General features: G+C 38.0%; 28 protein-coding genes, 1 pseudogene and 1 other annotated feature. Of the genes and pseudogenes, 24 read left to right on the top strand and 5 right to left on the bottom strand.

Annotated features, from left to right (window positions below):
• Entirely contained in the window at nt 1-840 is an 840-nt protein-coding gene (locus POF52_RS21935) for an SDR family oxidoreductase (RefSeq protein ID WP_271994874.1), read from the bottom strand.
• 223 nt (nt 841-1,063) lie between these two features.
• Between POF52_RS21935 and POF52_RS21930 the strand changes: the two genes are divergently transcribed.
• The 3 genes from POF52_RS21930 (at nt 1,064) to POF52_RS21920 (ending at nt 4,207) form a co-directional block, all read left to right on the top strand.
• The gene (locus tag POF52_RS21930; protein WP_013057494.1) at nt 1,064-2,026 is read left to right on the top strand and encodes a carbohydrate ABC transporter permease; all 963 of its coding nucleotides are present in this window, start codon (nt 1,064-1,066) and stop codon (nt 2,024-2,026) included.
• On the top strand, nt 2,026-2,853 hold the full coding sequence (locus POF52_RS21925) for a carbohydrate ABC transporter permease (RefSeq protein ID WP_013057493.1): 828 nt from the start codon (nt 2,026-2,028) through the stop codon (nt 2,851-2,853). Before POF52_RS21930 ends, POF52_RS21925 begins: the two co-directional genes overlap by 1 nt.
• A 70-nt stretch (nt 2,854-2,923) precedes the next feature.
• A complete protein-coding gene (locus tag POF52_RS21920) occupies nt 2,924-4,207 on the top strand; it encodes an ABC transporter substrate-binding protein (protein ID WP_271994872.1) in 1,284 nt (427 codons plus the stop codon).
• A 122-nt stretch (nt 4,208-4,329) separates the two neighbouring features.
• Here POF52_RS21920 and POF52_RS21915 read toward each other — a convergent pair whose 3' ends face one another.
• On the bottom strand, nt 4,330-4,653 hold the full coding sequence (locus POF52_RS21915) for a YnfA family protein (RefSeq protein ID WP_176584039.1): 324 nt from the start codon (nt 4,651-4,653) through the stop codon (nt 4,330-4,332).
• Between the two features lie 311 nt (nt 4,654-4,964).
• On the opposite strand from POF52_RS21915, the gene POF52_RS21910 reads away from it, so the two are divergent.
• Nucleotides 4,965-5,951, top strand: coding sequence for an MBL fold metallo-hydrolase (locus tag POF52_RS21910; protein WP_176584038.1), 987 nt, complete (start codon nt 4,965-4,967; stop codon nt 5,949-5,951).
• Nucleotides 5,952-5,992: 41 nt separating this feature from the next.
• Here POF52_RS21910 and htpX read toward each other — a convergent pair whose 3' ends face one another.
• Both htpX and plsY read right to left on the bottom strand, forming a co-directional pair.
• On the bottom strand, nt 5,993-6,865 hold the full coding sequence (gene htpX / locus POF52_RS21905) for a protease HtpX (RefSeq protein ID WP_013057489.1): 873 nt from the start codon (nt 6,863-6,865) through the stop codon (nt 5,993-5,995).
• Nucleotides 6,866-7,175: 310 nt separating this feature from the next.
• Nucleotides 7,176-7,763 carry a glycerol-3-phosphate 1-O-acyltransferase PlsY gene (gene plsY / locus POF52_RS21900; RefSeq protein WP_176584037.1) on the bottom strand — a complete coding sequence of 196 codons (588 nt, stop codon included), beginning with the start codon at nt 7,761-7,763 and terminating at the stop codon, nt 7,176-7,178.
• 466 nt (nt 7,764-8,229) lie between these two features.
• On the opposite strand from plsY, the gene POF52_RS21895 reads away from it, so the two are divergent.
• From POF52_RS21895 to POF52_RS21825, 15 genes are all read left to right on the top strand, one after another.
• Nucleotides 8,230-8,418 carry a hypothetical protein gene (locus POF52_RS21895; protein WP_016764545.1) on the top strand — a complete coding sequence of 63 codons (189 nt, stop codon included), beginning with the start codon at nt 8,230-8,232 and terminating at the stop codon, nt 8,416-8,418.
• 306 nt (nt 8,419-8,724) lie between these two features.
• Nucleotides 8,725-9,036: a hypothetical protein gene (locus tag POF52_RS21890; RefSeq protein WP_029322367.1), complete on the top strand. Its 312-nt coding sequence runs from the start codon at nt 8,725-8,727 to the stop codon at nt 9,034-9,036.
• A 364-nt stretch (nt 9,037-9,400) separates the two neighbouring features.
• A complete protein-coding gene (locus tag POF52_RS21885; RefSeq protein WP_271994865.1) occupies nt 9,401-9,727 on the top strand; it encodes a nucleoside triphosphate pyrophosphohydrolase in 327 nt (108 codons plus the stop codon).
• Nucleotides 9,728-9,765: 38 nt separating this feature from the next.
• Nucleotides 9,766-10,740, top strand: coding sequence for an HNH endonuclease domain-containing protein (locus tag POF52_RS21880; RefSeq protein WP_271994863.1), 975 nt, complete (start codon nt 9,766-9,768; stop codon nt 10,738-10,740).
• Nucleotides 10,741-10,872: 132 nt separating this feature from the next.
• On the top strand, nt 10,873-11,823 hold the full coding sequence (locus POF52_RS21875) for a sugar-binding transcriptional regulator (RefSeq protein ID WP_035335328.1): 951 nt from the start codon (nt 10,873-10,875) through the stop codon (nt 11,821-11,823).
• Nucleotides 11,824-11,828: 5 nt separating this feature from the next.
• Nucleotides 11,829-12,152 carry a hypothetical protein gene (locus tag POF52_RS21870; RefSeq protein WP_271994861.1) on the top strand — a complete coding sequence of 108 codons (324 nt, stop codon included), beginning with the start codon at nt 11,829-11,831 and terminating at the stop codon, nt 12,150-12,152.
• 181 nt (nt 12,153-12,333) lie between these two features.
• Nucleotides 12,334-13,635: a pyrimidine-nucleoside phosphorylase gene (locus POF52_RS21865; protein ID WP_271994859.1), complete on the top strand. Its 1,302-nt coding sequence runs from the start codon at nt 12,334-12,336 to the stop codon at nt 13,633-13,635.
• 21 nt (nt 13,636-13,656) lie between these two features.
• A complete protein-coding gene (gene deoC / locus POF52_RS21860) occupies nt 13,657-14,331 on the top strand; it encodes a deoxyribose-phosphate aldolase (RefSeq protein WP_013057476.1) in 675 nt (224 codons plus the stop codon).
• Between the two features lie 59 nt (nt 14,332-14,390).
• Entirely contained in the window at nt 14,391-14,789 is a 399-nt protein-coding gene (locus POF52_RS21855) for a cytidine deaminase (protein ID WP_013057475.1), read from the top strand.
• Nucleotides 14,790-14,808: 19 nt separating this feature from the next.
• On the top strand, nt 14,809-15,990 hold the full coding sequence (locus POF52_RS21850) for a NupC/NupG family nucleoside CNT transporter (protein ID WP_013083603.1): 1,182 nt from the start codon (nt 14,809-14,811) through the stop codon (nt 15,988-15,990).
• A gap of 148 nt (nt 15,991-16,138) precedes the next feature.
• Nucleotides 16,139-16,753, top strand: a complete 615-nt coding sequence (locus tag POF52_RS21845) for an AmiS/UreI family transporter (RefSeq protein ID WP_013083602.1) — start codon at nt 16,139-16,141, stop codon at nt 16,751-16,753.
• A gap of 41 nt (nt 16,754-16,794) precedes the next feature.
• Nucleotides 16,795-17,039 (top strand) — a binding site (T-box leader).
• A gap of 67 nt (nt 17,040-17,106) precedes the next feature.
• Nucleotides 17,107-18,336: an MFS transporter gene (locus POF52_RS21840; protein WP_271994848.1), complete on the top strand. Its 1,230-nt coding sequence runs from the start codon at nt 17,107-17,109 to the stop codon at nt 18,334-18,336.
• Nucleotides 18,337-18,420: 84 nt separating this feature from the next.
• Nucleotides 18,421-18,837 carry a DUF4275 family protein gene (locus tag POF52_RS21835; RefSeq protein ID WP_271995109.1) on the top strand — a complete coding sequence of 139 codons (417 nt, stop codon included), beginning with the start codon at nt 18,421-18,423 and terminating at the stop codon, nt 18,835-18,837.
• 272 nt (nt 18,838-19,109) lie between these two features.
• On the top strand, nt 19,110-19,457 hold the full coding sequence (locus POF52_RS21830; protein WP_271994847.1) for a DUF805 domain-containing protein: 348 nt from the start codon (nt 19,110-19,112) through the stop codon (nt 19,455-19,457).
• Between the two features lie 50 nt (nt 19,458-19,507).
• Complete coding sequence (locus POF52_RS21825) at nt 19,508-19,864, top strand: DUF805 domain-containing protein (protein ID WP_271994845.1); 357 nt, start codon at nt 19,508-19,510, stop codon at nt 19,862-19,864.
• Nucleotides 19,865-19,935: 71 nt separating this feature from the next.
• Here the strand turns inward: POF52_RS21825 and POF52_RS21820 are convergent, their stop codons facing one another.
• Nucleotides 19,936-20,994 (bottom strand): LLM class flavin-dependent oxidoreductase, encoded by a 1,059-nt coding sequence (locus POF52_RS21820; RefSeq protein ID WP_271994843.1) that lies wholly within the window; start codon nt 20,992-20,994, stop codon nt 19,936-19,938.
• Nucleotides 20,995-21,314: 320 nt separating this feature from the next.
• Between POF52_RS21820 and POF52_RS21815 the strand changes: the two genes are divergently transcribed.
• From POF52_RS21815 to POF52_RS21795, 5 genes and pseudogenes are all read left to right on the top strand, one after another.
• Nucleotides 21,315-22,127, top strand: a complete 813-nt coding sequence (locus POF52_RS21815) for an amino acid ABC transporter substrate-binding protein (RefSeq protein ID WP_271994841.1) — start codon at nt 21,315-21,317, stop codon at nt 22,125-22,127.
• Nucleotides 22,128-22,278: 151 nt separating this feature from the next.
• Nucleotides 22,279-23,088, top strand: a complete 810-nt coding sequence (locus POF52_RS21810; protein WP_271994839.1) for an HNH endonuclease — start codon at nt 22,279-22,281, stop codon at nt 23,086-23,088.
• 182 nt (nt 23,089-23,270) lie between these two features.
• Nucleotides 23,271-24,182, top strand: a complete 912-nt coding sequence (locus POF52_RS21805; RefSeq protein ID WP_176584024.1) for an NAD(P)/FAD-dependent oxidoreductase — start codon at nt 23,271-23,273, stop codon at nt 24,180-24,182.
• Between the two features lie 169 nt (nt 24,183-24,351).
• Nucleotides 24,352-24,477, top strand: a pseudogene (locus POF52_RS21800) (recombinase family protein); the annotation flags it as partial.
• An 892-nt stretch (nt 24,478-25,369) separates the two neighbouring features.
• On the top strand, nt 25,370-25,600 hold the full coding sequence (locus tag POF52_RS21795) for an alpha/beta-type small acid-soluble spore protein (RefSeq protein ID WP_029325325.1): 231 nt from the start codon (nt 25,370-25,372) through the stop codon (nt 25,598-25,600).
• The last annotated feature ends 517 nt before the right edge of the window (nt 25,601-26,117 follow it).

Here is a 26,117-nt window from a genome sequence, read left to right as displayed (position 1 = left end):
TTATAAGCCAACTTCGCGTGCACTCCAGTTCCAGAATTCTTCCGCAACTCGTTCATTTTTTGCTCTTGAAGAAGGGGGCGTAACGCGTTTTTTATAAAAATAAGCGCCGCTAATATGCGTCACTTCAGGGCTGTCTGCTAAATAAATAGCTGTTTCGGCACCTTGAAGAGGTGTTAAAAAGAAAGGGCGAAGCATGGCGTGAACGCTTTTTCCAAAACCTGTTTGACGATTAACGCCGATGGCGGTAGAGACTGCACCGGGGTGTAGGCAGTTTACGGTTACAGAAGTATCTTTTAGCTTTTTACTTAAATGGACCGTAAATAAATTATTCGCTAATTTAGACTGAGAGTATCCTCGCCATATTCCGAATCCCGTTGTTAAGTGAGGGTTGTTGAAGTCTATTTTTCCGGCTTTATGAGCACCGGACCCAACGTTTATAATGCGTCCTTGCAGAGATTTTTTCAGCAGATCTAAAAGTAAATTAGTTAACAAAAAGTGACCCAAATGATTGACACCAAGCATCATTTCGAATCCGTCTTGTGTTGTTTCACGCTTGATTGTCACCACGCCCGCGTTATTAATCAGAACATCAAGTACACTGTAGCGAGACGTAAAGTCTTCACTGAAAGCCCGGATACTGTCAAGAGAACCTAGGTCACAGGTCATAAGAGATATGGAATCCGATCCGCTTTGACGCTTCGCTTCTTCTAAAGCCGTATTTCCTCTTTCTTCATTTCGGCATACCATAATGACTTCGAATCCTTTTTTAGCTAGTTCAATCGTTGTGGCCAGCCCCATTCCAGAATTGGCACCCGTAATTAACGCTCGTTTGGCTGTCATGCGTATGTTCCTCCCAACTACATCTTTTTTCTAGTGTATAAGATAAGAAGATACGTCGTCCACTTCTAGCTTTTCTTTCATGCATACTTTAAAAAATGCGTAAAATGTGCACAGGGGAGAAAATGTTGCACAAAGGTCAATATTTTACACCCTACTCGTCAATTAAAGCGGTTTCATAAATAACTGATTTCGCTAAAATAAGACATAGGGAGGTGCTAGTAAGATGAATAGCCAAAGTAAATTACAGGAGACAGAATATGTTCCTTTAGAGCAAGAACTTAAAAGAGAACCATCTATTAATACGAAAAAACGTAAAAATTTGAAAAATGTAGGTTTATTTGCTCTATTTGTAGGGCCCGCACTTTTAGCGTTTTGTGTGATTGTACTTATACCATTTTTTACAGGGATTTATTACTCATTTACAGACTGGAACGGAGTAAACGGTACGATTAACTGGGTGGGGCTTGATAACTTTAAGTACTTGTTCACCGAAGATAAGCAGTTTCAGCAGTCGTTTTGGATTACAACAAAATATACGGTCGTTGCGATTATCTTAACGAATGTGGTTGGGTTCGTGTTAGCAATCCTTGTTACTCAAATGTTAAAAACACGAAACATTTTACGTACGGTTTTCTTTATGCCGAATTTAATTGGCGGACTTTTACTAGGATTTGTATGGCAGTTCATTTTTGTAAAAGGATTTGCATCTATCGGACAAATCACGGGAATTTCGCTTTTTGAACTTCCTTGGTTGGGAGACGCAAAAACAGCATTTTGGGGCATCGTGATTGTAAGTGTATGGCAAGGAGCGGGTTATATCATGCTTATTTACACAGCAGCACTGCAAAACGTACCGCAAGAGCTAATTGAAGCAGCAAAAATTGACGGAGCAAGCAGATGGCAAATTCTTCGTCACATTACAATTCCAATGGTGGCACCGGCAGTAACGGTTTGTTTATTCTTAACGATTTCATGGTCATTCAAAGTATTTGATGTCAACTTATCATTAACAAACGGTGGTCCATTTAAATCAACAGAAATGTTAGCGCTTAACATTTATACAGAAGCATTTGTTAATAACAGATACGGTCTAGGTGAAGCAAAAGCCTTAATTTTCTTCATCGTCGTAGCAGCAATTACAATTATTCAAGTAACATACACCAAGAAGAAGGAGGTTGAATCGTGATGGGAAACAAATATACGAGCAAAACCTTTATTGTTGAAATTTTAGCAGTCCTGCTTGGACTAGTGTTCTTGGTTCCATTTTATTACGTGCTTTCAAACTCACTGAAGTCATTTGCAGAAATTTTATCAAACACATCGGCGCTGCCGACAACGATTCAGTTTCAAAACTTTGTTAATGCATTCAACCAAATGAATTACCTAAAAGTGCTTAGCAACTCGCTGATCATTACAGTCATCAGTAACGCAGTTCTAGTCATCTTCTGTTCAATGGCAGCTTACATGCTGGTTCGAACAAAGAAAAAAATCAGCAGCATTATCTTTATGGCATTCGTAGCGGCAATGGTTATTCCGTTTCAATCCATCATGATTCCGCTTGTAAAAGTAGCAGGAAACTTAAATCTGTTAAACAGCATCTGGGGTATTGTGATCATGTATTTAGGCTTTGGTTCAGGTATGACGATTTTCTTGTACCACGGATTTATTAAAGGAATTCCAGTCGAGCTAGAAGAAGCGGCAATCATCGACGGATGCTCACGTCTAGGCGTATTCTGGAGAATTGTGTTCCCGTTATTAAAACCAATTACAGTAACCGTAGTTATCTTAAACAGCCTATGGATTTGGAATGACTTCTTACTTCCGTCTCTTGTTCTTCAAGATCCTGAGCTAAGAACGATTCCGCTTGCGACATTCTTCTTCTTTGGTCAGTATACAAAGCAGTGGGATTTAGCACTAGCAGCACTTGTAATCAGTATTATCCCGCTATTAATCTTCTTCTTTGCAATGCAAAAACACATTGTTAAAGGAATTACAAGCGGTTCAATTAAATAATAGAAACGGCAACAGGGCTGATTTTGCTGCTGAGGCGTCAAAATCAGCAGCAAATAGGGAGGAACGGAAAATGGCATTTAAAATGAAAAAATGGCCTTTAGCAGCAGGTGTTTTATCGGCTACGCTTTTATTTTCAACCGCGTGTTCAAACGAAAGCGCATCAGGTAATAAAAAAAGCGGCGGAGATCAAGTAGTAGTAGATGTATTTCAAGGAAAAGTAGAAATCGCTGATCAGCTAAAAGCTCTAACTGATCAATACACAAAAGAACATCCAAATGTGAAGTTCAATATCCAAACGGTTGGTGGAGGAGCTGACGGTGCAGCAGCTTTAAAAGCGCAGTTTGCGTCGGGGAATGCACCTGACCTTTTCACAAACGGGGGATATCAAGAGGCAAAAACGTGGAAAAATAAATTAGAAGATTTATCCGATCAGCCGTGGATTGATGACGCGTATGAAAACACACTTACACCAATGACGATGGACGGCAAAGTATATGGGCAGCCGATCAGTCTTGAAGGCTACGGATTTACATATAACAAAAAACTGTTCAAAAAAGCAGGCATCAAAGAACTTCCAAAAACATATTCAGAATTAGAAGCAGCGGCTAAAAAGCTAAAAGCTGCCGGTATTACGCCATTTTCTATCGGCTACGGCGAGTGGTGGGTGCTTGGAAACCACGGCTTAAATATTCCATTTGCTAGTCAAAAAGATCCGGATGCATTTATTAAAGGGCTAAATGACGGCAGTACGAAAATCACAGGTAACGAGCAGTTCAAACAGTATGTAAAGCTGCTTGATTTAACGGTAAAATACGGAAACAAAAATCCGTTAACGACGGACTACAACACGCAAGTAACGAAGTTTGCGAACGGTGAAGCAGCGATGATTCAGCAAGGAAACTGGATTCAGCCAATGCTTAATAAAATTACGCCGAACATGGACGTAGGCATTTTACCTATGCCGTTAAGCGATGATGCAGCTGTAGCTGACAAGCTTGCAATCGACGTTCCAAGCAACTGGGTTATTCACAAACAAGCACCAGCGGCAGATAAAAAAGCAGCAAAAGATTTCTTAAACTGGATGGTTACATCTAAAGAAGGTCAAAAAGCGTTAGTAGAAGACTTTAAGTACATTCCAGCCTTTAAGTCAATCGAAGCAAAAGACATCGGTCCTTTAGGCGAAGAACTTCTTAAATATTCTAAGGATCAAAAAACGATTCCTTGGGAATGGACAAAATTCCCTGAAGGCGTAACGCAAAAATTTGGAGCGGATGTACAAGAATACATCGGCGGCCAAACATCTGAAGATGAGCTGTTAAAATCATTAGATAAAAGATGGGCTGAGTTGAAGTAATAAAAAAGACAACCTTTGGGTTGTCTTTTTTGTAAGTGCATAAACTGGCAATATAGCTGTATTTATCTAAAAAAATAAAAGGCGGCAGAATTCATGTATTCTGCCGCTTTCTGCGTTATCATTTAACTTCTTGGCCAAAGCATAACGGCTACGCCAATCAGACACACAAGTCCGCCAATCCAATCATATGTATCGGGCATTTTTTTATCAACCCACCACGCCCAAAACAGGCTTAAAATAATAAAAATACCGCCGTAAGCTGCATATACACGTCCAAAGTCCGGGAACGACTGCCACGTAGCAATGACCCCGTACAGCACCAAAGCAATACCGCCCAGAAGTCCTAACCAGCTTGATGCTCCTTCGCGCAGCCACTGCCAAATCAGATAGCCTCCGCCAATTTCAGCAAGACCCGCTAGGATAAAAAGAAAAATCGCTTTAATCATAAACTATGCTCCTTATACCATCATTTCGTCTCTTTATTCTATCTTACTTTTTTCGTTTGATGAACCATTTGTTCGTTTTAAATAAGTACACTGGAAAGCATTCCTTTATCAATTTGTCTTCAAACCTGCTAAACTATTAATAGTATGAGTTTATGTAAAATGTTTGTGCGAGTACAAAGAGTCATCCAATTATTGAGGCTCAGCACACTTTTACAAAAGGTAGAAGTTAGCAGGAAATTGACTATTTAAAAGAATAAAACGTTTAACAGTATAAAACAGTAAAAAGAATGCAGATATAGGGGTTTGGTAAAATGAGTTTAGATCATAAAGTGATACGCATTGAGCTGCCTACACCATTTCCAATTGGACCGGTCAATGTATTTTTATTAAAAGCAGACAAGTTAACGTTAATTGATGCAGGGATGAAAACCAAAGAAGCGTGGAATGTTTTTGAAGAGGAGCTTCGTAAAGAAGGATATAAAGTAACAGATATTGAACAAGTGATTCTTACTCATCAGCATCCGGATCATACTGGATTTTTAGAATGGCTGCCGAGTGATATACCGGTTTACGGTCATAAGCTTGTGGAGCCTTGGATTTACCAAGATGAAGAGTTTGTTCAGCAGCATAATGAGCTATACCGTAATTTCCTTATGGAGTTTGGAGTCAGTGATGATGTAATGGACACATGGCTTCGTAAAGCAACGGCTGCAATTCAAGTATATTCACCTAAAGGACAGAAGCTAGCAGGGTATTTGAAAGAAGGAGATATACTTCCGTATGCCAGTGATTGGGAAGTGATTGAAACGCCGGGACATTCCTTGAGTCAGCTGATGTTTTACAATCGAAAAGAAAAAGTCGCGTTTGGCGGAGATCATATTTTGCCAAAAGTACCGTCAAATCCATATTTAGAGCCAACCATTCAAAATCCTAAGCCAACGCCGCTATTGGACTACTTGGCGTCTCTTGAAAAAACGTTAAACTACGACATTGATTTGATCTACAGCGGACATGGTGAACCGCTTAGTGACATTCATTCTTTAATTATGGAACGTATTCAAAAGCAGCATAAATGGGCGCTGCGCGTGTTACAATCGATGGGGGAAGGAAAGAAAACAACGCTTGAAGTCAGCGCAGCTTTTTTCCCGGATATGTATCAAAAAGCACCGGACTTTATTTTCTCAGAAGTGTACGGCCAGCTTACGTATTTAGAGAAAGAAGGATACGTTGAATTAACAAAAAATGAAGAAGGCGTCTTGCTGTGGGAAACTACACGTGTGCTTGCTCCTCAGTCATAACATAAAAAATCAGCTTCTTTAAAGAAGCTGATTTTTTATGCTTATAGTGAATGCAAGCGCTCAATGCGTTTTTCAAGCGGCGGGTGAGTAGAGAATAAGCGTGAGAACTTTTCTTTGCCGCTAATTTTAAAAGCAGCAATTGATTTTTGACGGTCATCTACTAATGAAGTAGTATGACGAAGCGATTCTAACGCATAAATCATTTTTTCTTTACCACCGAGTTTAGCTGCAAGCTCATCGGCTTTGAATTCACGTCTTCTTGAATGCCAGAAGATAATTGGGCTGCTTAAGATACTAAAGAGAATCTCAAATACAATCGATGTAAGGAAATAAACAACCATCGCAAACTCTTCTCGCACAAAGTTTGACACCGCTTTGGCTACTAAACGAGAGAAGAAAATAACGAATGTATTTAATACTCCTTGCAGAAGTGTAGTTGTGACCATATCACCGCTTTTAATATGCGCTATTTCGTGAGCGATAACGCCGCTGATCGCATCGCGGTCCATACGTTCAAGCATTCCGCTTGAAACTGCAACAAGCGAGCGTCTTTTACTTGGCCCAGTTGCAAAAGCATTAACTTCCGCTGAATGATAAATTCCGACCTGAGGCATTTTTCTTAATCCTGCAACAGATGCAAGTCGGTGCGTTTCTTCTAGAACAAACCGTTCGTATTCACCTTGAGGGGAACGTTCATCAATAACTTGAACACCCATCATCCACTTTGCCATCACGCGTGACATCATAAGAGAAATAATCGCGCCGCTGAAGCCGGCAATTACGCTAAATGCCAGCAGGCCGCCGTAACCGCTGCTTCCCATATAGCTTTGAACACCTAATAAAGATGTAATCGTTGTGATTGTAATTAATACTAAAATATTAACGAAAATAAACAGTGAAATTCGTTTTAGCACCAGTCTTCCTCCTTTAACTAATACGTGCATGATAGGTATACGGTCAGAGGAGAGGAAAGGTTTCATTTATTTATTCAAATTTACTAAAAAGATTACTATGTTAAGTTATTAAATAGTAAATATCAAATTACAAAATGAGATATAGGAAGCAGCAAAATGCATTGTTTAGTCTATAATCAAGAGCATTTTTAAAGAAATTTCATAATTTACGTCTATCTTGGGACAAGACATACTAAAATAATTAAAAAGGTGTTCAACGCATGAACACCTTTTTAGTAACACCATTTAAAAATTACTAACTTTAGTACGTTTAAAAATTAACCTTAGGTTCTGTACCTAATTTAATGCGTTTGAAGTTTTTAATATGCTTCCATGTAATAAAAACAAAAATAACAGCTGCGAATACCATCAATACTACATCACCTATATAGAGTGATACCAAAAAGGCAACCAATGCCCCAATAGGTGAAGACAAGGATACGTATTTAGAAATTTTGAGAGAAATTAAAAAAGCAAGCATTCCTAGAATGAAAGCTAATGGTGAAAATGCAAGGAATACACCAGCGGCAGTTGCTACAGATTTTCCTCCTTTAAACTTTGCAAAAATCGGATAGCTATGTCCAAGAATAGCAATAAATCCAGGGACAAGCATATGCAAGTGACTATTCATCATAAGCGGTAAACAGACAGCTAGCGAGCCTTTTGCTATATCGCCGATCAACACTATAATACCTGCTTTCTTTCCTAAAGTACGAAAGGTATTAGTGGCTCCTAAGTTACCGCTTCCGTGCTTGCGAACATCGGTTTTGTAAAAGCCCTTTCCAATCACTAAAGCAAAAGGAATGGACCCAATTAAATAAGCTAATAAGATAATTATAGCGTTTGTTAATACGTTCATTGTTGGCACCTCAAATTGTGTTGTTATTATTCATTAAAATATAAATGCGGTAAAAGCAGTCTTTTGTATGGCTAAAGCCCTCTAGTTTTTTCGGTGGAGTTTTTGTAAATTCGATTGGATTTCTAGTGGAACAACCCAAAAATTTTTAGTATGTTAAGATATTTTTGAACTTTTAAGCCTTGATACGTATTAGTATAGATTGAGATGTCTATTATGAATATGTAAAAAGAAGAAAAGAGGAGAAACGAAAAGGCAAAAACAAAAAAATTGTAATACAATTTTAAAAATATAACATAAATATTTAAAGGTTAAAAGATATTTTGGGTATATTGTAGTAGAAAAAAGCGTTTTGATCATTTTTTTATGAAAAACAAGACAAAAAAATTAACAAATCCAAAAAAATATAATAAAATGTAAAACAGTGTTTCGAAATATTAACTTCTTAAAATTGAAAGGGGTCCTGCACTTGTTGTGGACAGATATCAAAGAACGAGAAGTAGTTATGTACAAAAACTGCCAGGCGAAAATTTTAGAAAAAAAAGGGCCGAATAAAATAGTCGTTCGAAATCTGGAATTCCCGGAAAAAGGCGATTGGATATCAGCCGAGCTTGATTTTGAAGCTGTTGAAAAATTTGAGAAGAGTCGAGAACACTAATACGAAAAACATTTTATAATACTTCTATTTGTTATATAAGAAAAAGCCGAGCTTACATTTTGAGTTCGGCTTTTTTGTTTATGTTTAATTCGTTCTCTTTACGAAGAGCTCCTCGTTATTACATGTAAAACAACGCCTTTTCCTCTCATTCATTTTCCACTATTACACTAGTCCCGTATAAAAACGTATCTTTATACGGGACTATCGATTTATTTTTAGTACACATATTTTTGCCGCTTTTTTCATATACAAACGTTCAGAAACAAAACCTCTGTGCATACATTGAAGACAAAGGGGGAGGATACAATGGGAAAAGCAAGTCGTATATTGAAATGGGTCAGCGGAGGATTGGAGGCGCTTTGGGGGATTCCCCTCCTAGGCGGCACCTTGGTTATAAGCCTAGCCTACACGCCGCTTATTCTAATGCTCGCATTGCATATCGTAGGTTTAGTATTCGCGATTAAAACAAACAAAGTTCGGACAGGGCATATCATGGGAATTGTCTGTTCCGCTATTGCGTGGATTCCTGTGGTCGGCATGATCATGCACATTTTAACGGCTATTTTCTTACTTATAGAAGCAGCCAAAGATAACGAGCTATCTGAAGACGCAGCATAAAAGAGAAGCAGCCTGATTTTTAGGTGGTTTTTTGTATTTAATGCCACAGACTTGGAGGCTATATTGTTTTGGGAAATCCTTTTTATGTTAGAATATTAGAAGTATTTTCTAAAAAAGGGGGTACACACAATAGACAAAGCTAATCAAAAAAACAAAAGACTTTTTACAGCAGGACTCATATTAGTCGCTCTTGTAAGCTTTATATTTTTACTATGGAGTAAAGGCTGGGTAATTCCTAATGCGATAAGTGCCAGCGGCTATAAAGGTAAAGAAACGTTTATTGATTTAAATGTGTTTAACGGAAATCAAGCAGAATTTGAAAAATACTAGTTTACTAGAAAGGTAAAAGATGGAGGGGAAAATAATGCCTACTTATAATAAGCTAGTGCGAGATAAAATTCCTACGATTATTGAACAAAGCGGAAAAACCTTCAAATCACGCGTGCTGCAGCGAGAGGAATATCAACATGAGCTGATAAAAAAAGCAAAAGAAGAGCTTCAAGAATACATAGAAGCCCCAACGCATCAAGAAGCCATTGAAGAACTCGCGGATTTACTGGAAGTTATGCAGGCGCTAGCAGCTGTGCACGGGGCCACGCCAGAACAACTTGAGAAAGTGCGTGAGGAGAAGGCCAGGGAGCGCGGGAAGTTTGATGATCGGGTTTATTTAGTGGAAACAGGAGAAGCGTAGGTTGATGGTGCAATAGTGGAGGGAGCGAGCGATGGCAGGTGAGTTTTAATTTAAAAATAGGAGAAATAAAAAAAGCTTATTTAACAGAACAAGAAATTTGGAAGATCATTAATCAATTTTTCGCTAATGGTCACTTTACCACAACGTATAAATATGGATTAATGAAAGCTTTAATTGAAAACCTATATAACGTTGACAATCGGTTAGTACTCACGTTTGATCAAGTGTATTTTTCCTTTGCTAAAATATATTGGAATTTGGTTATTCATCATGATTTAAATCAATTAAATACACACAATAGACAAGCTGGAATTCAAAAAGAGTTAAAGGAATTTCAGTTAGTGCATGGTGTCCCCAATAAAGTAGTATTTGATCGTTTGCCAAGTAATCTTCAATTGCAGTTAGTAGAAAGAACTAAAAAAGTGGGGGCAAGGTATGTAGTAGGGGCGTTATACGGAGATATGGAAGGTTCTATTTATGAGTTTGATAAAAGAACAGAATACATAAAGTTTAATAGCAGTATGTATATTTTTTTGCAAAAATATAGACAAATTGTTACTCATTTAACCAATTATCATTTGGCGAAATTTTTAGAAAAGCATAATGACAAAAATAAGTTAGAAGATGTCTTGTTAAAAGTGGAGAATATTTCAAAACGCGAATCGCTGCATGCATTCTATAACATACTTTGGAAATACGAAACAAAAGAATGTTTTTATTGTGGGAAAGTTCTTTCTGATAAACGCATCGCTACTTATGTAGATCATTTTATTCCATGGAGTTATATCCAATCAGATAATATGTGGAATTTGGTATTAAGCTGTCAAAGTTGCAACACAAAAAAGAGCAATAAACTTGCTAAGAGTGTATACCTCGAGAAGATGTTTGTTCGTAACGATAATATTAAATTAACAGCAGTTCACAATGATTTTAACTATTATTCGGAGCGTAAGTTAGAAGCTCTTTATGAGTTTGCTGGAATGAATGGATACGTAGAAAACTGGTCTCCTTAACCCCGAGTATTTCTCTTTTTATCTCAGTTACAAAATCCCCTCTTGAAATTTTGTTCACCAAACAAGTAAACTAAAGACATAAGTTTGGTAAAATTGGGATAAGAAATTCATGAGGTAGGGGAGAACAAGTCGATGGAGATGGACCAAGAGAAATTTAATAAGGTGATTGAAGCGGCAAGGATGTATTATATTCTTGATTATAATCAAAGTGAAATTGCAAAAAAGCTTGGTGTATCAAGGCCTACGGTTTCTCGATTGCTGCAAACAGCAAAAGAAGAAGGCATTGTTCAAATTAAAATTGTGGATTCATCTATCAATAGTGAAAAGTTGTCTTCTCAACTTGAACAAAAATTCAATTTAAAAAAAGCAATCGTCACACCGGTGCCTCAATATGAAAATCACATTATTAAAAGTCATCTAGGCGTGGCAGCAGCTGACTATCTCTATGACATCGTAAAAGATGGAGACATTATTGGGGTGACGTGGGGAACAACTCTTTATCAAGTGGCCATCGATTTAAAACAAAAGTATGTGAATGACGTGCAGGTTGTGCAGTTAAAAGGCGGAGTAAGCCATTCGGAAACGAGCACGTACGCTTCTGAAATTATGTACTTATTTGGAAAGGCATACAATACGCCTCCTATGCATCTTCCTTTGCCTGTAATTGTCGATCACGTGGTAGTCAAAAAAGCAATGGAAACGGATCGTCATATTAAGCGCATTTTAGATTTAGGCAAACAAGCCAATATTGCCGTCTTTACTACGGGGCCCATTAAAACCGATTCGCTGCTTTTTCAGCTTGGCTACTTTTCCGAACAAGATGTAGAGATGATTTCCTCGCGAGCGGTAGGAGACATTTGTTCACGTTTTTTTGATAAAGATGGACAAATTTGCAATGAAAGCCTGGATGAACGGACGCTTGGACTTGATTTGGACGAACTAAAGAAGAAAGAGTACGCCATTTTAGTAGCGGGCGGGGATCAGAAAATTGACAGCATTTACGGAGCGTTGCAAGGGAAATTTGCAAATGTACTCGTTACTGATCAGTTCACGGCGCGCTTTTTGTTAGATAAACAAGAGTAAGGGAGATGAAGACGCTGTTTTTTCAAGAGCAAAAGCTTCATCGAATCGAAATAGTAGAAGATATTGTATCTTATTCGGCGTCATCTCTGAAGGCGCAGCGAAACCGGTATCCTTTTCAAACAGACGTCTCAAAAGACGGGGTGATTGCCAAAGGAACCACAGGCTATATTATTAAACGGTGGGGAAGAATGTATTTTTCTCCTGATGCTAATCAAAAAGGAATTGAACTTTTTACGCCGCCTGATCAGCCATACGTATTAATTCCTTATAAAAAGGTAAAGAATAAGTACCGAATCATGTTGTCATTTGTGATAAAAGCTGAAAAATAAGGGAAGACTTCCGAGTGCGGAAGTCTTTTTTTATTCACTAAAACAGCAGCTATAAATTTTTTGAACAAATGTAAATATATCTGTTTACAATTGTTCAAAGCTATTATATAGTAAGGGTGTAAGTTGTTGAAAACGTTTTAGTGGATGCACAATATGCAGATACTTTTAGGGGGAAAACGTCATGAGAATGGTTGACTTAATTGAAAAAAAACGTAATGGACATGAATTAAATAAAGCTGAAATCGATTTTATTATCGAAGGTTATACAAAAGGGGATTTACCTGATTATCAGCTATCGGCATTTGCGATGGCGATTTACTTTCAAGGAATGACGCAGGAAGAACGCGTGAATTTAACGCAAGCAATGGTTGAATCAGGCGATCAAATCGACTTATCAAAAATTGAAGGTATTAAAGTAGACAAACACAGCACAGGCGGAGTAGGTGATACAACAACACTTGTATTAGGACCTTTAGTAGCTGCGGTTGATGTACCGGTTGCCAAAATGTCTGGCCGCGGCTTAGGACACACTGGCGGTACGATTGACAAACTTGAAGCAGTGCCTGGCTTCCACGTTGAAATTACAAATGAAGAATTCATTCGTTTAGTAAATACGAATCAAATTGCCGTTATCGGTCAAAGCGGAGACTTAACACCGGCGGATAAAAAACTTTATGCACTTCGTGATGTAACAGCAACGGTTGATTCGATTCCGTTAATTGCAAGCTCAATTATGAGTAAGAAAATTGCAGCTGGAGCAGATGCCATTTGCCTGGATGTAAAAACTGGGAACGGCGCGTTTATGAAAAAGCTTGAAGATGCTGAAGAATTAGCAAAAGCAATGGTTGAAATCGGAAAAGGCGTAGGTCGAAACACAAAAGCAATCATCTCAGATATGAGCCAGCCTCTAGGTTTTGCGGTTGGTAATGCGCTTGAAGTGAAGGAAGCGATCGACACGTTAAAAGGCGAAGGCCCTGAAGATTTAACAGAGCTTTGCTTAACATTAGGAAGTCACATGGTTGTACTTGCTGAAAAAGCAAGCAGCTTAGATGAAGCGCGTGCAATGCTTCAAGAAGTAATTAAAAACGGAAAAGCATTAGAATCGTTCAAAACGTTCTTAAGCGCACAAGGCGGAGACGCTTCTGTTGCAGACGATCCGTCTAAATTACCGGATGCAGCGCACAAAATTGAAGTGCCAGCAAAAGAAGATGGCTACATTTCAGAAATCGTTGCAGAAAAAATCGGCGTAGCAGCAATGAAGCTAGGTGCAGGACGTGCAACAAAAGAATCTGAAATCGACTTAGCAGTTGGTATCATGCTTAATAAAAAAGTTGGCGACCAAGTGAAAAAAGGTGACTCTCTTGTTACAATTCACAGCAACAGCGAAAATGTACAGGAAGTAATGGATATCGTCTACGATTCTTACAGCACGGTCGCTGAAAAAGTGGAAGCTCCAACGTTAATTTATAAAGAAATTCATTAAGAGACAGAGAGGAAGTACAAAATGAGTCAAAACATTACGGGTATTATTGATCATACATTATTAAAAGCAGATGCGACAGAAGAGCAAATTACGGTTTTAGCACAAGAAGCAAAAGAATATTCATTTGCTTCGGTTTGTGTAAATCCAACGTGGGTAAAAAAAGCAGCTGAGTTATTAAAAGATGCTCCAGAAGTGAAGGTATGTACGGTAATCGGTTTCCCTCTTGGAGCTACTACTTCAGCAGTAAAAGCATTCGAAACAACAAATGCAATCGAAAACGGTGCAGATGAAGTAGATATGGTAATCAACATCGGCGCGTTAAAAGATAAAAACTATGACTTAGTGCAAAGCGACATTCAAGCAGTAGTAGATGCTGCAAAAGGCAAAGCGCTAGTAAAAGTAATTATTGAAACAGCTCTTTTAACAGACGAAGAAAAAGCAAAAGTTTCCGAGCTAGCTGTAAAAGCTGGAGCTGATTTTGTTAAAACGTCAACGGGCTTTTCTACAGGAGGCGCAACGGTAGAAGACGTAGCGCTTATGAGAAAAACGGTTGGACCAGATGTAGGTGTAAAAGCTTCTGGAGGCGTTCGAGGCTTAGAAGATGCAAAAGCAATGATTGAAGCTGGTGCAACACGTATTGGTGCAAGCTCTGGCGTATCAATTGCAAAAGGTCAATTAAGCAACTCTGATTATTAATAAATGACAGCAGGTTAGTACTAACTAACCTGCTGTAAACTGAGCAAAGGATGATGACTGTGGAGCCAAAACAATTAATAGATGAAGCAATCGCAGCAAGCAAACAAGCACACGTACCATATTCTCACTTCCATGTTGGTGCAGCTCTTTTAACAACCGATGGGAAGATTTATCGTGGATGCAATATTGAAAACGCTTCCTATGGATTGACGAACTGTGCTGAGCGAACGGCAATCTTTAAAGCTGTTTCAGAAGGGGACAAACAGTTTTCAGCTATTGCAGTTGTAGGAGATACGGACGGACCAATTTCTCCTTGCGGCGCATGCAGACAAGTATTAGCTGAGTTCTGTGATGATCACACACAAATTATCTTAGCAAACCTAAAAGGAGATTTTGTGATTACCAACATCAACGAAATCTTACCGGGCTATTTTTCATCAAAAGACTTACAAAAATAAGTAAGCAGTGGAGGATACTATGAAATATTTAATTGGCATCTTAGGGTTACTCGTTGTCTTTGGATTAGCGTATCTTGCAAGTAATAACCGTAAAGAAATCAAATATAAACCAATCGTTATTATGGTTGTGATTCAAGTTCTTTTATCAGCTTTACTTCTTAACACAAAGTTTGGTTTGATTATTATCAATGCGATTGCCAGCGTTTTTGGAAAGTTGCTTTCATACGCAAACCAAGGAGTAGAGTTCGTATTTGGAGGCATTGCGAATAAAGGATCAATGCCGTTTTTCTTAAACGTGCTGCTTCCGATCGTTTTTATCTCTGTCTTGATTGGGATTTTACAGCACTTTAAAATCCTTCCGTTCATTATGAAATGGATTGGCTTAGTTCTCAGCAAGATTAACGGAATGGGAAAATTAGAGTCTTATAACGCAGTAGCTTCCGCGATTGTAGGTCAGTCAGAAGTATTCATTACTGTTAAAAAGCAACTAGACAAACTGCCGCCCAATCGTTTATATACGCTTTGTGCATCAGCTATGTCGACTGTTTCAATGTCAATTGTCGGTGCTTATATGACAATGATTGAACCAAAATACGTAGTAACAGCAATCGTTATTAACTTATTTGGCGGATTTATTATTTCTTCTATCATTAACCCTTACACAGTAACGGATCAAGAAGATATTTTAGAAGTACAAACTGGTCATAAACAAACGTTCTTCGAAATGCTTGGCGAATACATTATGGATGGATTTAAAGTAGCGATTATCGTAGGTGCGATGCTAATTGGTTTCGTTGCGCTGATGGCTGCGATTGATAACGTGTTTGAAATGTTATTTGGTCTATCGTTCCAGCATCTGCTTGGCTATGTGTTTGCACCGTTTGCATTCATCATGGGTGTTCCTGCTTCAGAAGTTGTGGCAGCGGGTGGAATTATGGCAACAAAACTTGTAACAAATGAATTTGTGGCAATGATGAGCCTGTCGGATATGGCTTCAACATTCAGTGCTAAAACGCTTGGAATTGTATCTGTATTCTTAGTATCATTTGCTAACTTCTCATCAATTGGAATCGTGTCAGGAGCTGTTAAAGGCTTAAGCGAAAAGCAAGGAAATACAGTAGCGCGCTTTGGTCTTCGTTTACTATACGGAGCTACGCTTGTAAGCGTACTGTCAGCAATTGTTGTCAGCTTCATTTTATAAGTGTAATAGAAACAGAAAGAAAAGCAGTTTCCTTTTCAAAAGGAATTGCTTTTTCTTTTTTACATGTAAACCACAACTCCGTACATCCTAAAGAAAAACATAGACGCAGAGGAGGACAAGAAAAGCTAGGGGCTTTTCTTACTGAAAAATGGATCAAATTGGACTGTTGCTGTCAGGTGCAGCTTTATTTTTAAACGGACTGATGCTGCTTGGAAAAGCAGATGAAAAAAACGTAGGCGTATTTAACTTATTTGTTGGAGCTTTTCAAGTTATTGTTCCATTTTATTTAATTATTACGTCAGATCAAAGCAACTGGATTTTGTATGAAAGAACGGCGATTTTTTTATTTGGCCTTACGTATTTGTATGTAGGGGTGACGGTATTAAAAGGAATGCAGGGAACAGGACTTGGCTATTACTCTCTTTGGGTATCGATTATCGCTTTAGTGTACGTGACCGTTTCTCTTGTTCATTATCATGACGTAATTAACGCTATTACATGGATTCTTTGGTCGTTTTTATGGTTTTTATTTTATGTGCTTAACACGAGCAAAAAGGATGTATCTGCATATGTGGGGAAAGTAGCGATTGTCCAGTCGTGGGTGACGTTAACGATTCCAGCGCTGTTTTCACTAACAGGCGTATGGGGAAATAAGGATATGTACAATATGTGGGGAATCGTGCTGGTAGCTTCCATCATTTATTTTGTATATCTAGGGTATCGACTATTCTTTTCTCAGCCGCAAAAAATGATTTTAAAATAAGTATTTACAAAAAATAGATAATAATGGTAAGATGTTAGAAATTAAATGCCGTGAAGAGAAAAGTAGACAGCGCGTATTCTTAGCAGAGAGCTCCGGAAGCTGAAAAGGAGCAAGAGAAACGCTGTTGAAGCAAGCCTCTGAGCAGCGCATTGGATCTAACGTGATAGTGCGACGGCTGCTTCCGTTACAAAGCTAGAGTATAAGCGAAAGCCGTACTCGATAAGGTTTATATGGCGACATATGAACAAACTAGGGTGGCACCGCGATTCATAATCTCGCCCCTAAGACAAATGTCTTGGGGGTGGGATTTTTTTATTGATCGAAATCAATAGTGAAGCGGAGGCCTTTCTTTTATGAAAAATAAGCTGTTGTCTTGGAAATACCCGTGTTTATTGCTGTTTGGAATTGGCATTAGCAATATCGGCGACTGGATTTATTTAATTGCTTTAAATGTCATGATGCTTGATATGACGAATTCGCCGCTTGCGGTTTCAGGGCTATACATGATAAAGCCGCTTGCTGCACTATGTACAAATATATGGTCTGGAAGCTTAATTGACCGCATAAACAAACGGAAGCTTATGATGTTTTTAGATTGGATGCGCGCGGGGATTATTGCTTGCTTTCCGTTTTTCTCATCCATACTGATCATTTATGTGCTGGTATTTATCATCAGTATGGCAAGTTCAATGTTTCGGCCGGCATCGATGGTTTATATCACAAAGCTTATTCCACGTGAAAAACGAAAAAGATTTAATTCGCTGCGCAGTTTGATTGACTCAGGCGGTTTTCTTATTGGGCCAGCCGCAGCAGGTGCGCTGTTTATGATTGGAACCCCTGTGTTTGCCATTTATGCTACTGCTGCAGCACTGGTATCGTCAGGAATGGTTACTTTATTTATGCCGAACCTGGATACAAAAACAGAAGTTAAAGAAAATAATCTGTCTGTAAACACCATTCAAGAAGATTGGAAAGCGGTGTTTCGTTTCAGTAGAGCCAACAGATACATTATCACCATTTATGTATTATTCAGTTTCTTAATGGTCATGGCCACGGCAATTGATTCTCTTGAAGTTTCATTTGCAACAAAAGTCATTCATTTGCCCGAAAGCGAATACGGATTTTTATTAAGCATAGCAGGCGCTGGCATTATGATTGGAGCAGTTGTGAATACACTGTTTGCTAAGAAGCTGTCGACCAACTTTCTCATAGGTACCGGCAGTGTAGGTGTGTCGCTTGGCTATTTGCTGTATGCGTGTTCCTCTTCTTTTCAAACTATCGGAACAGGATTTTTTAGCTTATCCTTTGCGTTAGCTTTTGCAAGTGCTGGTTTTCAAACCTTTTATCAAAACAGTATTCCCGTTGACATGATGGGTCGAGTAGGAAGTATATATGGACTGCTTGAGTCACTCTTGATCATTAACATGACTTTTTTATGCGGCATGGCTGCGCACATCTTTTCGATTCAAGGAGCTGTAATTGGTGGAAGCCTGATCATGCTTTTAAGTACAATTGTATTGTTTTTGTGCACGTTAAAGCCGACGTTTTATAAAGTGAATTTGGTCAAAAAGCAAAGAATCTAACGCACGGGTACTAGTGGACAAATAAGCTAAGAAGCCGATAAAAAGAAATGAATACAGGATAAAGGATGGAAAAGCACAGTGAAAATGAAAGATGCGTTAAAGAAAAAAGGAATGTTTGTTAAAAAATTACCGAATCAAGGTGAATTCTTTCGAAAGCGATGGGAAAATGAATTTGCAAGTGCTTTAAGCGCATCGCAAAAAAAGAAAATTTATATGGACCAATTTTTATGGCATGCATTTAGCTATGAAAAGCTCCCTTGCTTACAAGGAGAACAAGCGGTTCAAGCATTCGAACAGCAAATAATGAACGACTGTTATTTGCTGTTTGAGGATGATGAACGAGTGCTGCAGCTATCTAAATGTAAGCATCTAACAAGCGCTGATTTAAGTGAAAATACAAACATGTATTTAGAAGATTTATATGTGGTAGATAAAGACTTTACATGGACTTATGTGATTACGCATGAAAGTTCATGTGGGCCTTACTTTTACCGAACATAAGTGAAGATATGGCCTGCCGTGTTTATTAACACGGCAGTTTTTTGTTATAAAAGAACATTTTATTAATTAAAAATAATTATAGGTATAAAATGGTTTTTGATCTGAAAATTTCGGGTATTTATGACTAATTATTATCCATCTCTCTCCTATATCTATATTACCATTTGGGATTTTTTCAAAAAATAGGAGATGAAATTAATTTTTTGTATGCTAAGGTAATTACTGCTAGTAAGCTTGTCATACAAAAATCATTTTAAAAAGGAGGTTTTTAGATGAAGTGGTATTTACATGTACTAAAAAATTATGCAGCGTTTCAAGGAAGAGCAACGCGTAAAGAGTATTGGATGTTTGTCTTATTTAATTTTATTATATGGTGTGTGCTTTCAGCTATTGAACTTATAACGGATATGCCTCCGTTTTTGCGTATAGTCTATCTTGTTGCAATCTTCATTCCATCCCTTGCTGTGACGGCACGCCGACTGCATGACATAGGAAGAAGCGGCTGGTGGCAGCTCATTAGTATTATTCCGATTGCAGGAGTTATTTGTCTATTAATTCTTCTTTGTCTAAGAAGTGAGTCGCAGCTAAATCGTTTTGATGTACCTAATAAAGTTGCGTAGGACTTAAACGGTTAGGTAGTTTAATTTAATAAACAAAGAGAGGATTTGTCATGTACTGGTATATAAAAGCGTTAAAAAATTACGCGACGTTTCAAGGAAGAGCAACGAGTACGGAGTATTGGATGGTTACATTATTTGCTTATATCTTTATGATTATTCCATATATCTTGGTTTTTATCGATTCACTTGCAGTATTTGGAGTTATTTTAGTGTTACTTTACGGAGCAGCAATGATTCTGCCTTCACTTGCTGTTACTGTTCGCCGACTGCATGATACAGGAAGAAGCGGCTGGTGGTATTTAATTAACTTTGTTCCAGTTATCGGAGGTATTTGGCTGCTCATCTTACTTTGCCAAAGAAGCGAAGTAACAGCCAATATTTACGATACAGACACGCAGGCATCTTAACCAGAGTAGTTTATTAGTTTAAAAGTTAATAAACTAATAGACAAATTATTTTTAGCTAAAGAAAACTCCTGTTAAAAAGGAGTTTTCTTTTTTTTATTTTCCCACACGCTGCTGGGAAGTTCTTTTCGAAGAACAGGTGCAATATCACTTGCAAAACGCTCTAGCTGTTCGTACTGTTCTGCTTCGCTTAGACCGTCTACGCTGATGCTCAGCACTTCGTTTCCATAAGCGCGGTGATAGTCTATTATTTTTTCAATAATTTGCTCCGGACTTCCTACTAAAGCAGGACCGTGTTGAACGATATCTTCTAGTGACGTGAACGGCGATTGATTATGTTTGGCTGCTTCCGTATTGCTAAATGCGTTATAGTACGGGCGATAGCGGCGAATCGCTTCTTCCCCTGTATTAGAAATATATAGGCTGCTTGCCCCTGAACCGACGATGGCCTTGGTTGGATCATGCCCATAATAGGCAAAACGTTCCCGGTAGTGGTCAATCAGCGCTTTATATTTAGCCTGAGGGTGAAAGGAATTGGATGAAAATAGCGGCTCTCCGTATTTAGCCGCAAGTTCTGTAGACAGTGGGCTTGACGCACTTCCATGCCAAACCGGAATAGAAGTTTGAAACGGGCGAGGCTGAGTCGTAACGTTTGTCAAAGGCGGACGATAACGGCCGCTCCACGTGACATTTTCTTCTGTCCAAAGCTGTTTTAAAAGAGCGTATCTTTCAGCAAGAGATTCCCATTGTTCTTCTTCTGTAATACCAAAAAGCGGATAATGACGCGGGTCGTTGCCTTTTCCAATAATCAGTTCAAGGCGTCCGCCCGAAAGGTGATCAAGCGTTGCATAATCTTCAGCTACTCGTACAGGATCTAAAATGCTTAGAACCGTAACGGTTGTAAGAAGACGGATGTGTGACGTTTTAGCAGCGATTGCACTTAAAACAACGGGAGGAGAAGAAGACAAAAAAGGAGCTCCGTGTCTTTCGCCGACTCCGTAAGCATCAAAACCTAAGTTTTCTGCCAGCACTGCTTGATTTAACACATGCTGAAACTTTTCTTGAGCAGTGAATGTTTCTCCAGTAACCGGGTTCTGGATGTTTTGAATAAGACTAAATAAAGCAAATTTCATACGTTTTACCTCCAAAAGATAAAATGGTGGACGACAATAAAAAAAGCAAACGTACACGCATCATCGTGTCCATTTGCCTCCAGTTGACTGGTAGATATGTAGTTTCAATGTTTTATTAGTTGTATCTTAAGCGGTAGACACCGAGCTGTCAAGATAATCTTTTTCTAAAAACCTACTTGATTTATCGGTTAACTAGTATTATGATGTGAATAATCTTAAACGAAGTAAGCCCACTGGTTAACCAGAGGCTCTTGATGAAGCAGCTGCTTCATCAAGAGCCTCTTTTTATTACATAATATAGGGATTTAGGGGAGGAACGTATGAAAAAATATTGGCTGTTTTTACTTTCAATTGTAGTAGCTGTGAGCGTGGCAGGCTGCGGAACAAACGCATCTTCAAGTGCAGGAAAAAAGAATGAAAAAGATGTTCAAACGATTGTTGTTGGAACAGGCACTCAGTTTCCTAATATTTGCTTTATCGATGATAAGGGCAAGCTGACCGGCTATGATGTAGAAGTAGTAAGAGCAATCGACAAAGAGTTAAAGGATTATAAATTTGAATTTAAAACGATGGAATTTTCAAATCTGCTTCTCAGCTTAGAAAGTAATAAAATTGATATGATTGCTCATAATATGGCTCAGAATGCTGAGCGAAAGAAAAAGTTTTTATTTAATGATGAAACATATAATTATTCTCCGCTTTATGTAACGGTTCCTGAAAATCGAAATGATATTCATTCATTAAAAGATTTAGAAGGTAAAAAAATGATTGTAGGAGCTACAAGCAATGCGGCTGTTTATCTAGACAAATACAATCAAAAACACGGCAATAAAATCGATGTAGTTTACGCCGGTCAAGGTGCGGATGATGCTACAACTCAATTAAAAACAGGCCGAGCAGATGCTACGCTTGCGACACCATTTTCTATCGCCTTTAGCAATCAAGCGCTGAAATTTCAGCAAAAAACGGTTGGAGATATCGTGATTAATTCAAAAGTATATTTTATGTTTAACAAAAAAGACGAAAAGTTAAAGTCGGAAGTCGATCAGGCGGTTAAAAAGCTGAAAAAAGACGGTACATTAAAAAAACTCAGCACAAAATGGCTAGGAGAAGACTATACGGTGCAAAATTGACTATCGCAAAAAAGCAGCTGCCCATACAGCTGCTTTTTTTGTATGATATAAATCCAATAGATAGAAGAAACGATCTGCAAAGAAAACAAAAATTAGTGTATAGTAGAGCTATAAGTACTATAAAAGCAGGACCGCAGTAGGAGGCAATTCATTGATTACGGATTTACAGCGCGGAGATTTCTTTCAAAAAGGACATCGTTATCGCAGAAAACAAATTCATAAGCTTTATAAAGGACAGGAACAAAGCGAAATATCAACGCCAAAAGCGCATCCATATATTTTTATTTTCACAAAAGAAAGCGGAAGTGAATACGGAACAGGACACGGGTGGAACAGAGATAAAACCGCTTTTTTCTATACGGGAGAAGGCCAAAGAGGATCGATGCAGCTCATTAAAGGCAATAAAGCGCTTCGTGAACATTTTTTATCAGGAAAAGCCGTTTACTTGTTTCACTACGTGGAGCCTGGAGTAGTAGAGTTCATTGATGAAGTGACGTATATTAATCATCAATTAGAAATCATGTGGGACTCAGACGGAGAGCTTCGTGAAGCTATTATTTTTGAACTTGAACGAAATCCTGTGATTGAGGAAAAAGCAGCAAAGCTGGATGTTTCACCTTATTCAACTGAACAGCTTCGCCATATAGCATTAGGAGAAGAAAAAAAGACCAGTGTTTACGAACAAACGGCAGCTCTTAAACAATATGTTCACAAACGCGCAGCAGGTATTTGCGAAGCCTGCGGAGAAAGCGCGCCGTTTATCGCAAAAGATGGCAGCTCCTTTTTGCAAATGTATTATCTGTCAAAGCTTTCAGAGAGCGGACTCGCTAAGCCAAAGGACGTTGCGGCACTATGTCCCAACTGTTATAGTCGTCTACGCTACGGGAAAGATAGTGAAGTATATAAAGAAGAGCTGATTACTAAAATTAATGAAAAAGAAGCAGGAAAGAAAAATGAGTAATATCGTCTTTTTTTATTTTATAAAAAACCGTCTCTAGGCAGGGCAGCTGCCGAGGCGGTTTTTTTGTATGTAGAATGACTTCAAAAAATAAAGGCAATAAAGCGTATAAAAATAATGAAAAAACAGATAATGAAAAACTGAAGCTTTCGTTTAGAAAATAGTAAAAGCTGGGGTGATGTGCTGTGGCAGATAAGTATGACTGCGTCATTATAGGTGGAGGAATTGCCGGACTTCAAGCCGCTATTCAGCTTGGAAGATATAAGCGCAGTGTATTGGTTATTGATTCAAACGATGGACGTTCCAATCTTTGCAAAAGTTATCAAAATATATTGGGATGGCCTGAGGGAATAAGCGGGCAAACTCTAAGAGAAACGGGAAGGCAGCAAGCAAAAAGCTACGGTATTCAATTTGCAGAAGAGCGTGTCCTTCAGTGTGAAAAAGAAATAGAAGGGTTTAACGTCATTACAAACTCTGCGAACTACGAGGCAGCTACTTTACTGTTTGCGACGGGAGTAGTAGACCGGATTCCGCCTGAACTTCAGCAAGAGCTATATCCGTGCATGGGAACAACCGTATATGTATGTCCCGACTGCGATGGGTATGAAGTAAATAATAGAAGGGTATTAGTACTAGGGTCAGGAAAAGCAGGAGCCAGTTTATCTCTTACGTTAACATATTGGACAAATGACATTACGTACATTAATCACGACAAAAAAGAAATTGGACCTTTAGCAGATACCTTGATGCAAAAGGGAATTACCTATAAAGAAGCGGCAATAAAAAAAGTCATAGCTGAAGCAGACATGTTAAAAGGAGTCATCCTCGAAAACAATGAATTTATCTATGGAGAAAAAGGTTTTTTAGCGTTCGGAGGAAATAAAGTTCGAACAGAGTTAGCGCATGAGCTCGGAGCAGAACTTCTAGAAAATCAGCACATTATCGTAAATCCGCGTACAAAAGAAACAAATGTCTCAAACGTGTGGGCAGCAGGAGATATTGTGGCTCATTCTGAACAAGTGACGGTAGCGATGGGAGAAGGTTTACAGGCAGCTATTTGGATACACAAACGCTTGTTAGAGCTTTATGAAAAATAATTGTTTTTTTATCCGTTTCTGTACACGCTACATTCTAAGTGGGAAAAGTCGATTCTTAGTGTTTTTTGTAATGAAACTCTGTACAGTATTCTGTGTTCAATAACCTTTCTTATTCTATTTTATATTACAATCGAATAAGAGAAAAATAAGAAAGAGTGATAATGGGGGGATTATTGGATATGCACGTGTATCAACAGGATGACAAAATTTAGATTTACAAACAGATGCACTTATAAAACATGGTTGTACAAAAATTTTTCACGATAAAACGAGTGGAGCAAAAAAACAATGTCCTAGAACAAGCTGATAATGAATATCTAAAGCTGGGCAGTAAATTGGGTGATTTGTTAGAGGTTTACTTTATGAAAATATTTACAGAGATATTCGAACTTGTAGAGGATTAAATTTTAAATTTTTAAAGATAACAAATGTATAAAAGATACATTTGTTATACATCGATGTGGCTCGTCCTTTTAATAAAAAGACCGGTGTATCAATGATGTATAAAAAAATACATAAATGAGAAAATGGAAAAGCTAACGAGTCTTTATGTATAAAGGACTCGTTTTTTATATGTGTACCGGAAGAAACATTATGTTAACTAACTTTGTATAGAGTATACAGGTTAAAAAACGAAAAAACTACTGAACAGGAATCAGTAGTCTTCTCATGAAGCATGTTGTGAACTCAAGAAAGTAGTGAGGATTTCCAATTAGAAGCTTCGCAGCGTCTTAGGTAGTTTGTTCAAAGGTTTCAAGAGCTATGCAACTTTTACATAGCAACTTTGCAATAGGATATTGCATGAGTAGATTTGTCCCGAAAAAAACCATTATGTTAATAACAATATAATCAAGAAAAAGTACTGACGTTTTAGTATGTAGGAGTGTACGGCATTCTTTACCTAATTGACTATGTTCATTCATAGTGTTTAGGACAGTTAACGTTCTTTCTTTTAAGGAAAAAAGGATTATAACGATATCGTTATAATCCTTTTCACACATGGCAAATATGAGTTTAAAATTGACAAGGAGATGAAAGGCAATGAATTTCTTTATTTCTCAGTGAAATTCTTTTCTTTCAACAGGTTTATTATCGCTGAATATCTCCCTATTATCCATCCAATATTTACCTTGAATCGTTTTTGCGAACAAAAGGAATGTTAAAAGCGTACAAGGAGGTGAATCAATATGTCAAACAACAACAGTGGTAGTCGTAATCAATTATTAGTACGTGGTGCTGAGCAAGCAATCGATCAATTGAAATATGAGATCGCTAGCGAATTTGGTGTAAACCTTGGTGCTGAAGCAACAGCTCGTGCGAATGGTTCAGTTGGTGGAGAAATCACAAAACGTCTTGTAGCTACAGCTCAACAACAATTAGCTGGCGGTGTCTCAGGACAATCTGGTACTTCTCGCTAATAAGCCATTAAAAATATGAGAAAATAGAGTACTTACTTTATTTTTATTCATTTAACATCGCTAGATAATTAAATAAATCTTGATGGCTTTGGCTACCTACAAATGTAGGTAGTCTTCTTATTTTTAAGAAAATAGCTCTTGATAAAGAGTTTCTTTTTTATTTGCTTCTTTCTTAGAATGCTTATTATGGTAACTAGTTTCGAATATCGTATATAGGCTAGAAATAGGAAAAGACAACTCTTCTCGGTTCAGAGAGGTCGTCTTTTTCTGTACGTTGAATTCATGGTAACCAGTCGTTGGGCGATGCTCTATTGCATCTTGAGTAGTTTTCTTAAGTTGCTCATAATACACAATGAGAAATTGAGAATGAACACCTCTCCACTTATTCAATATTCTACTCAAATTGGTGTGCTTTATTCATAATAAGAATCTTTTTTATATTATTTCCGAATATAGGAAAAAAACATTACAGAATGTTATTTCCTATATTCGGAAATAATAACATTGTATTTACGTA

The sequence above is a fragment of the Priestia sp. AB genome (genome assembly GCF_028369225.1).
Classification (GTDB): domain Bacteria; phylum Bacillota; class Bacilli; order Bacillales; family Bacillaceae_H; genus Priestia; species Priestia megaterium.
This window is presented reverse-complemented; position numbering and strand designations above follow the sequence as displayed.

Coding starts and splice junctions, on each gene's coding strand:
- POF52_RS21935 (WP_271994874.1), bottom strand. CDS start 840: ATGACAGCCAAACGAGCGTTAATTACGGGTGCCAATTCTGGAATGGGG.
- POF52_RS21930 (WP_013057494.1), top strand. CDS start 1,064: ATGAATAGCCAAAGTAAATTACAGGAGACAGAATATGTTCCTTTAGAG.
- POF52_RS21925 (WP_013057493.1), top strand. CDS start 2,026: ATGGGAAACAAATATACGAGCAAAACCTTTATTGTTGAAATTTTAGCA.
- POF52_RS21920 (WP_271994872.1), top strand. CDS start 2,924: ATGGCATTTAAAATGAAAAAATGGCCTTTAGCAGCAGGTGTTTTATCG.
- POF52_RS21915 (WP_176584039.1), bottom strand. CDS start 4,653: ATGATTAAAGCGATTTTTCTTTTTATCCTAGCGGGTCTTGCTGAAATT.
- POF52_RS21910 (WP_176584038.1), top strand. CDS start 4,965: ATGAGTTTAGATCATAAAGTGATACGCATTGAGCTGCCTACACCATTT.
- plsY (WP_176584037.1), bottom strand. CDS start 7,763: ATGAACGTATTAACAAACGCTATAATTATCTTATTAGCTTATTTAATT.
- POF52_RS21890 (WP_029322367.1), top strand. CDS start 8,725: ATGGGAAAAGCAAGTCGTATATTGAAATGGGTCAGCGGAGGATTGGAG.
- POF52_RS21885 (WP_271994865.1), top strand. CDS start 9,401: ATGCCTACTTATAATAAGCTAGTGCGAGATAAAATTCCTACGATTATT.
- POF52_RS21875 (WP_035335328.1), top strand. CDS start 10,873: ATGGAGATGGACCAAGAGAAATTTAATAAGGTGATTGAAGCGGCAAGG.
- POF52_RS21870 (WP_271994861.1), top strand. CDS start 11,829: ATGAAGACGCTGTTTTTTCAAGAGCAAAAGCTTCATCGAATCGAAATA.
- POF52_RS21865 (WP_271994859.1), top strand. CDS start 12,334: ATGAGAATGGTTGACTTAATTGAAAAAAAACGTAATGGACATGAATTA.
- deoC (WP_013057476.1), top strand. CDS start 13,657: ATGAGTCAAAACATTACGGGTATTATTGATCATACATTATTAAAAGCA.
- POF52_RS21850 (WP_013083603.1), top strand. CDS start 14,809: ATGAAATATTTAATTGGCATCTTAGGGTTACTCGTTGTCTTTGGATTA.
- POF52_RS21845 (WP_013083602.1), top strand. CDS start 16,139: ATGGATCAAATTGGACTGTTGCTGTCAGGTGCAGCTTTATTTTTAAAC.
- POF52_RS21840 (WP_271994848.1), top strand. CDS start 17,107: ATGAAAAATAAGCTGTTGTCTTGGAAATACCCGTGTTTATTGCTGTTT.
- POF52_RS21835 (WP_271995109.1), top strand. CDS start 18,421: ATGAAAGATGCGTTAAAGAAAAAAGGAATGTTTGTTAAAAAATTACCG.
- POF52_RS21830 (WP_271994847.1), top strand. CDS start 19,110: ATGAAGTGGTATTTACATGTACTAAAAAATTATGCAGCGTTTCAAGGA.
- POF52_RS21825 (WP_271994845.1), top strand. CDS start 19,508: ATGTACTGGTATATAAAAGCGTTAAAAAATTACGCGACGTTTCAAGGA.
- POF52_RS21820 (WP_271994843.1), bottom strand. CDS start 20,994: ATGAAATTTGCTTTATTTAGTCTTATTCAAAACATCCAGAACCCGGTT.
- POF52_RS21815 (WP_271994841.1), top strand. CDS start 21,315: ATGAAAAAATATTGGCTGTTTTTACTTTCAATTGTAGTAGCTGTGAGC.
- POF52_RS21795 (WP_029325325.1), top strand. CDS start 25,370: ATGTCAAACAACAACAGTGGTAGTCGTAATCAATTATTAGTACGTGGT.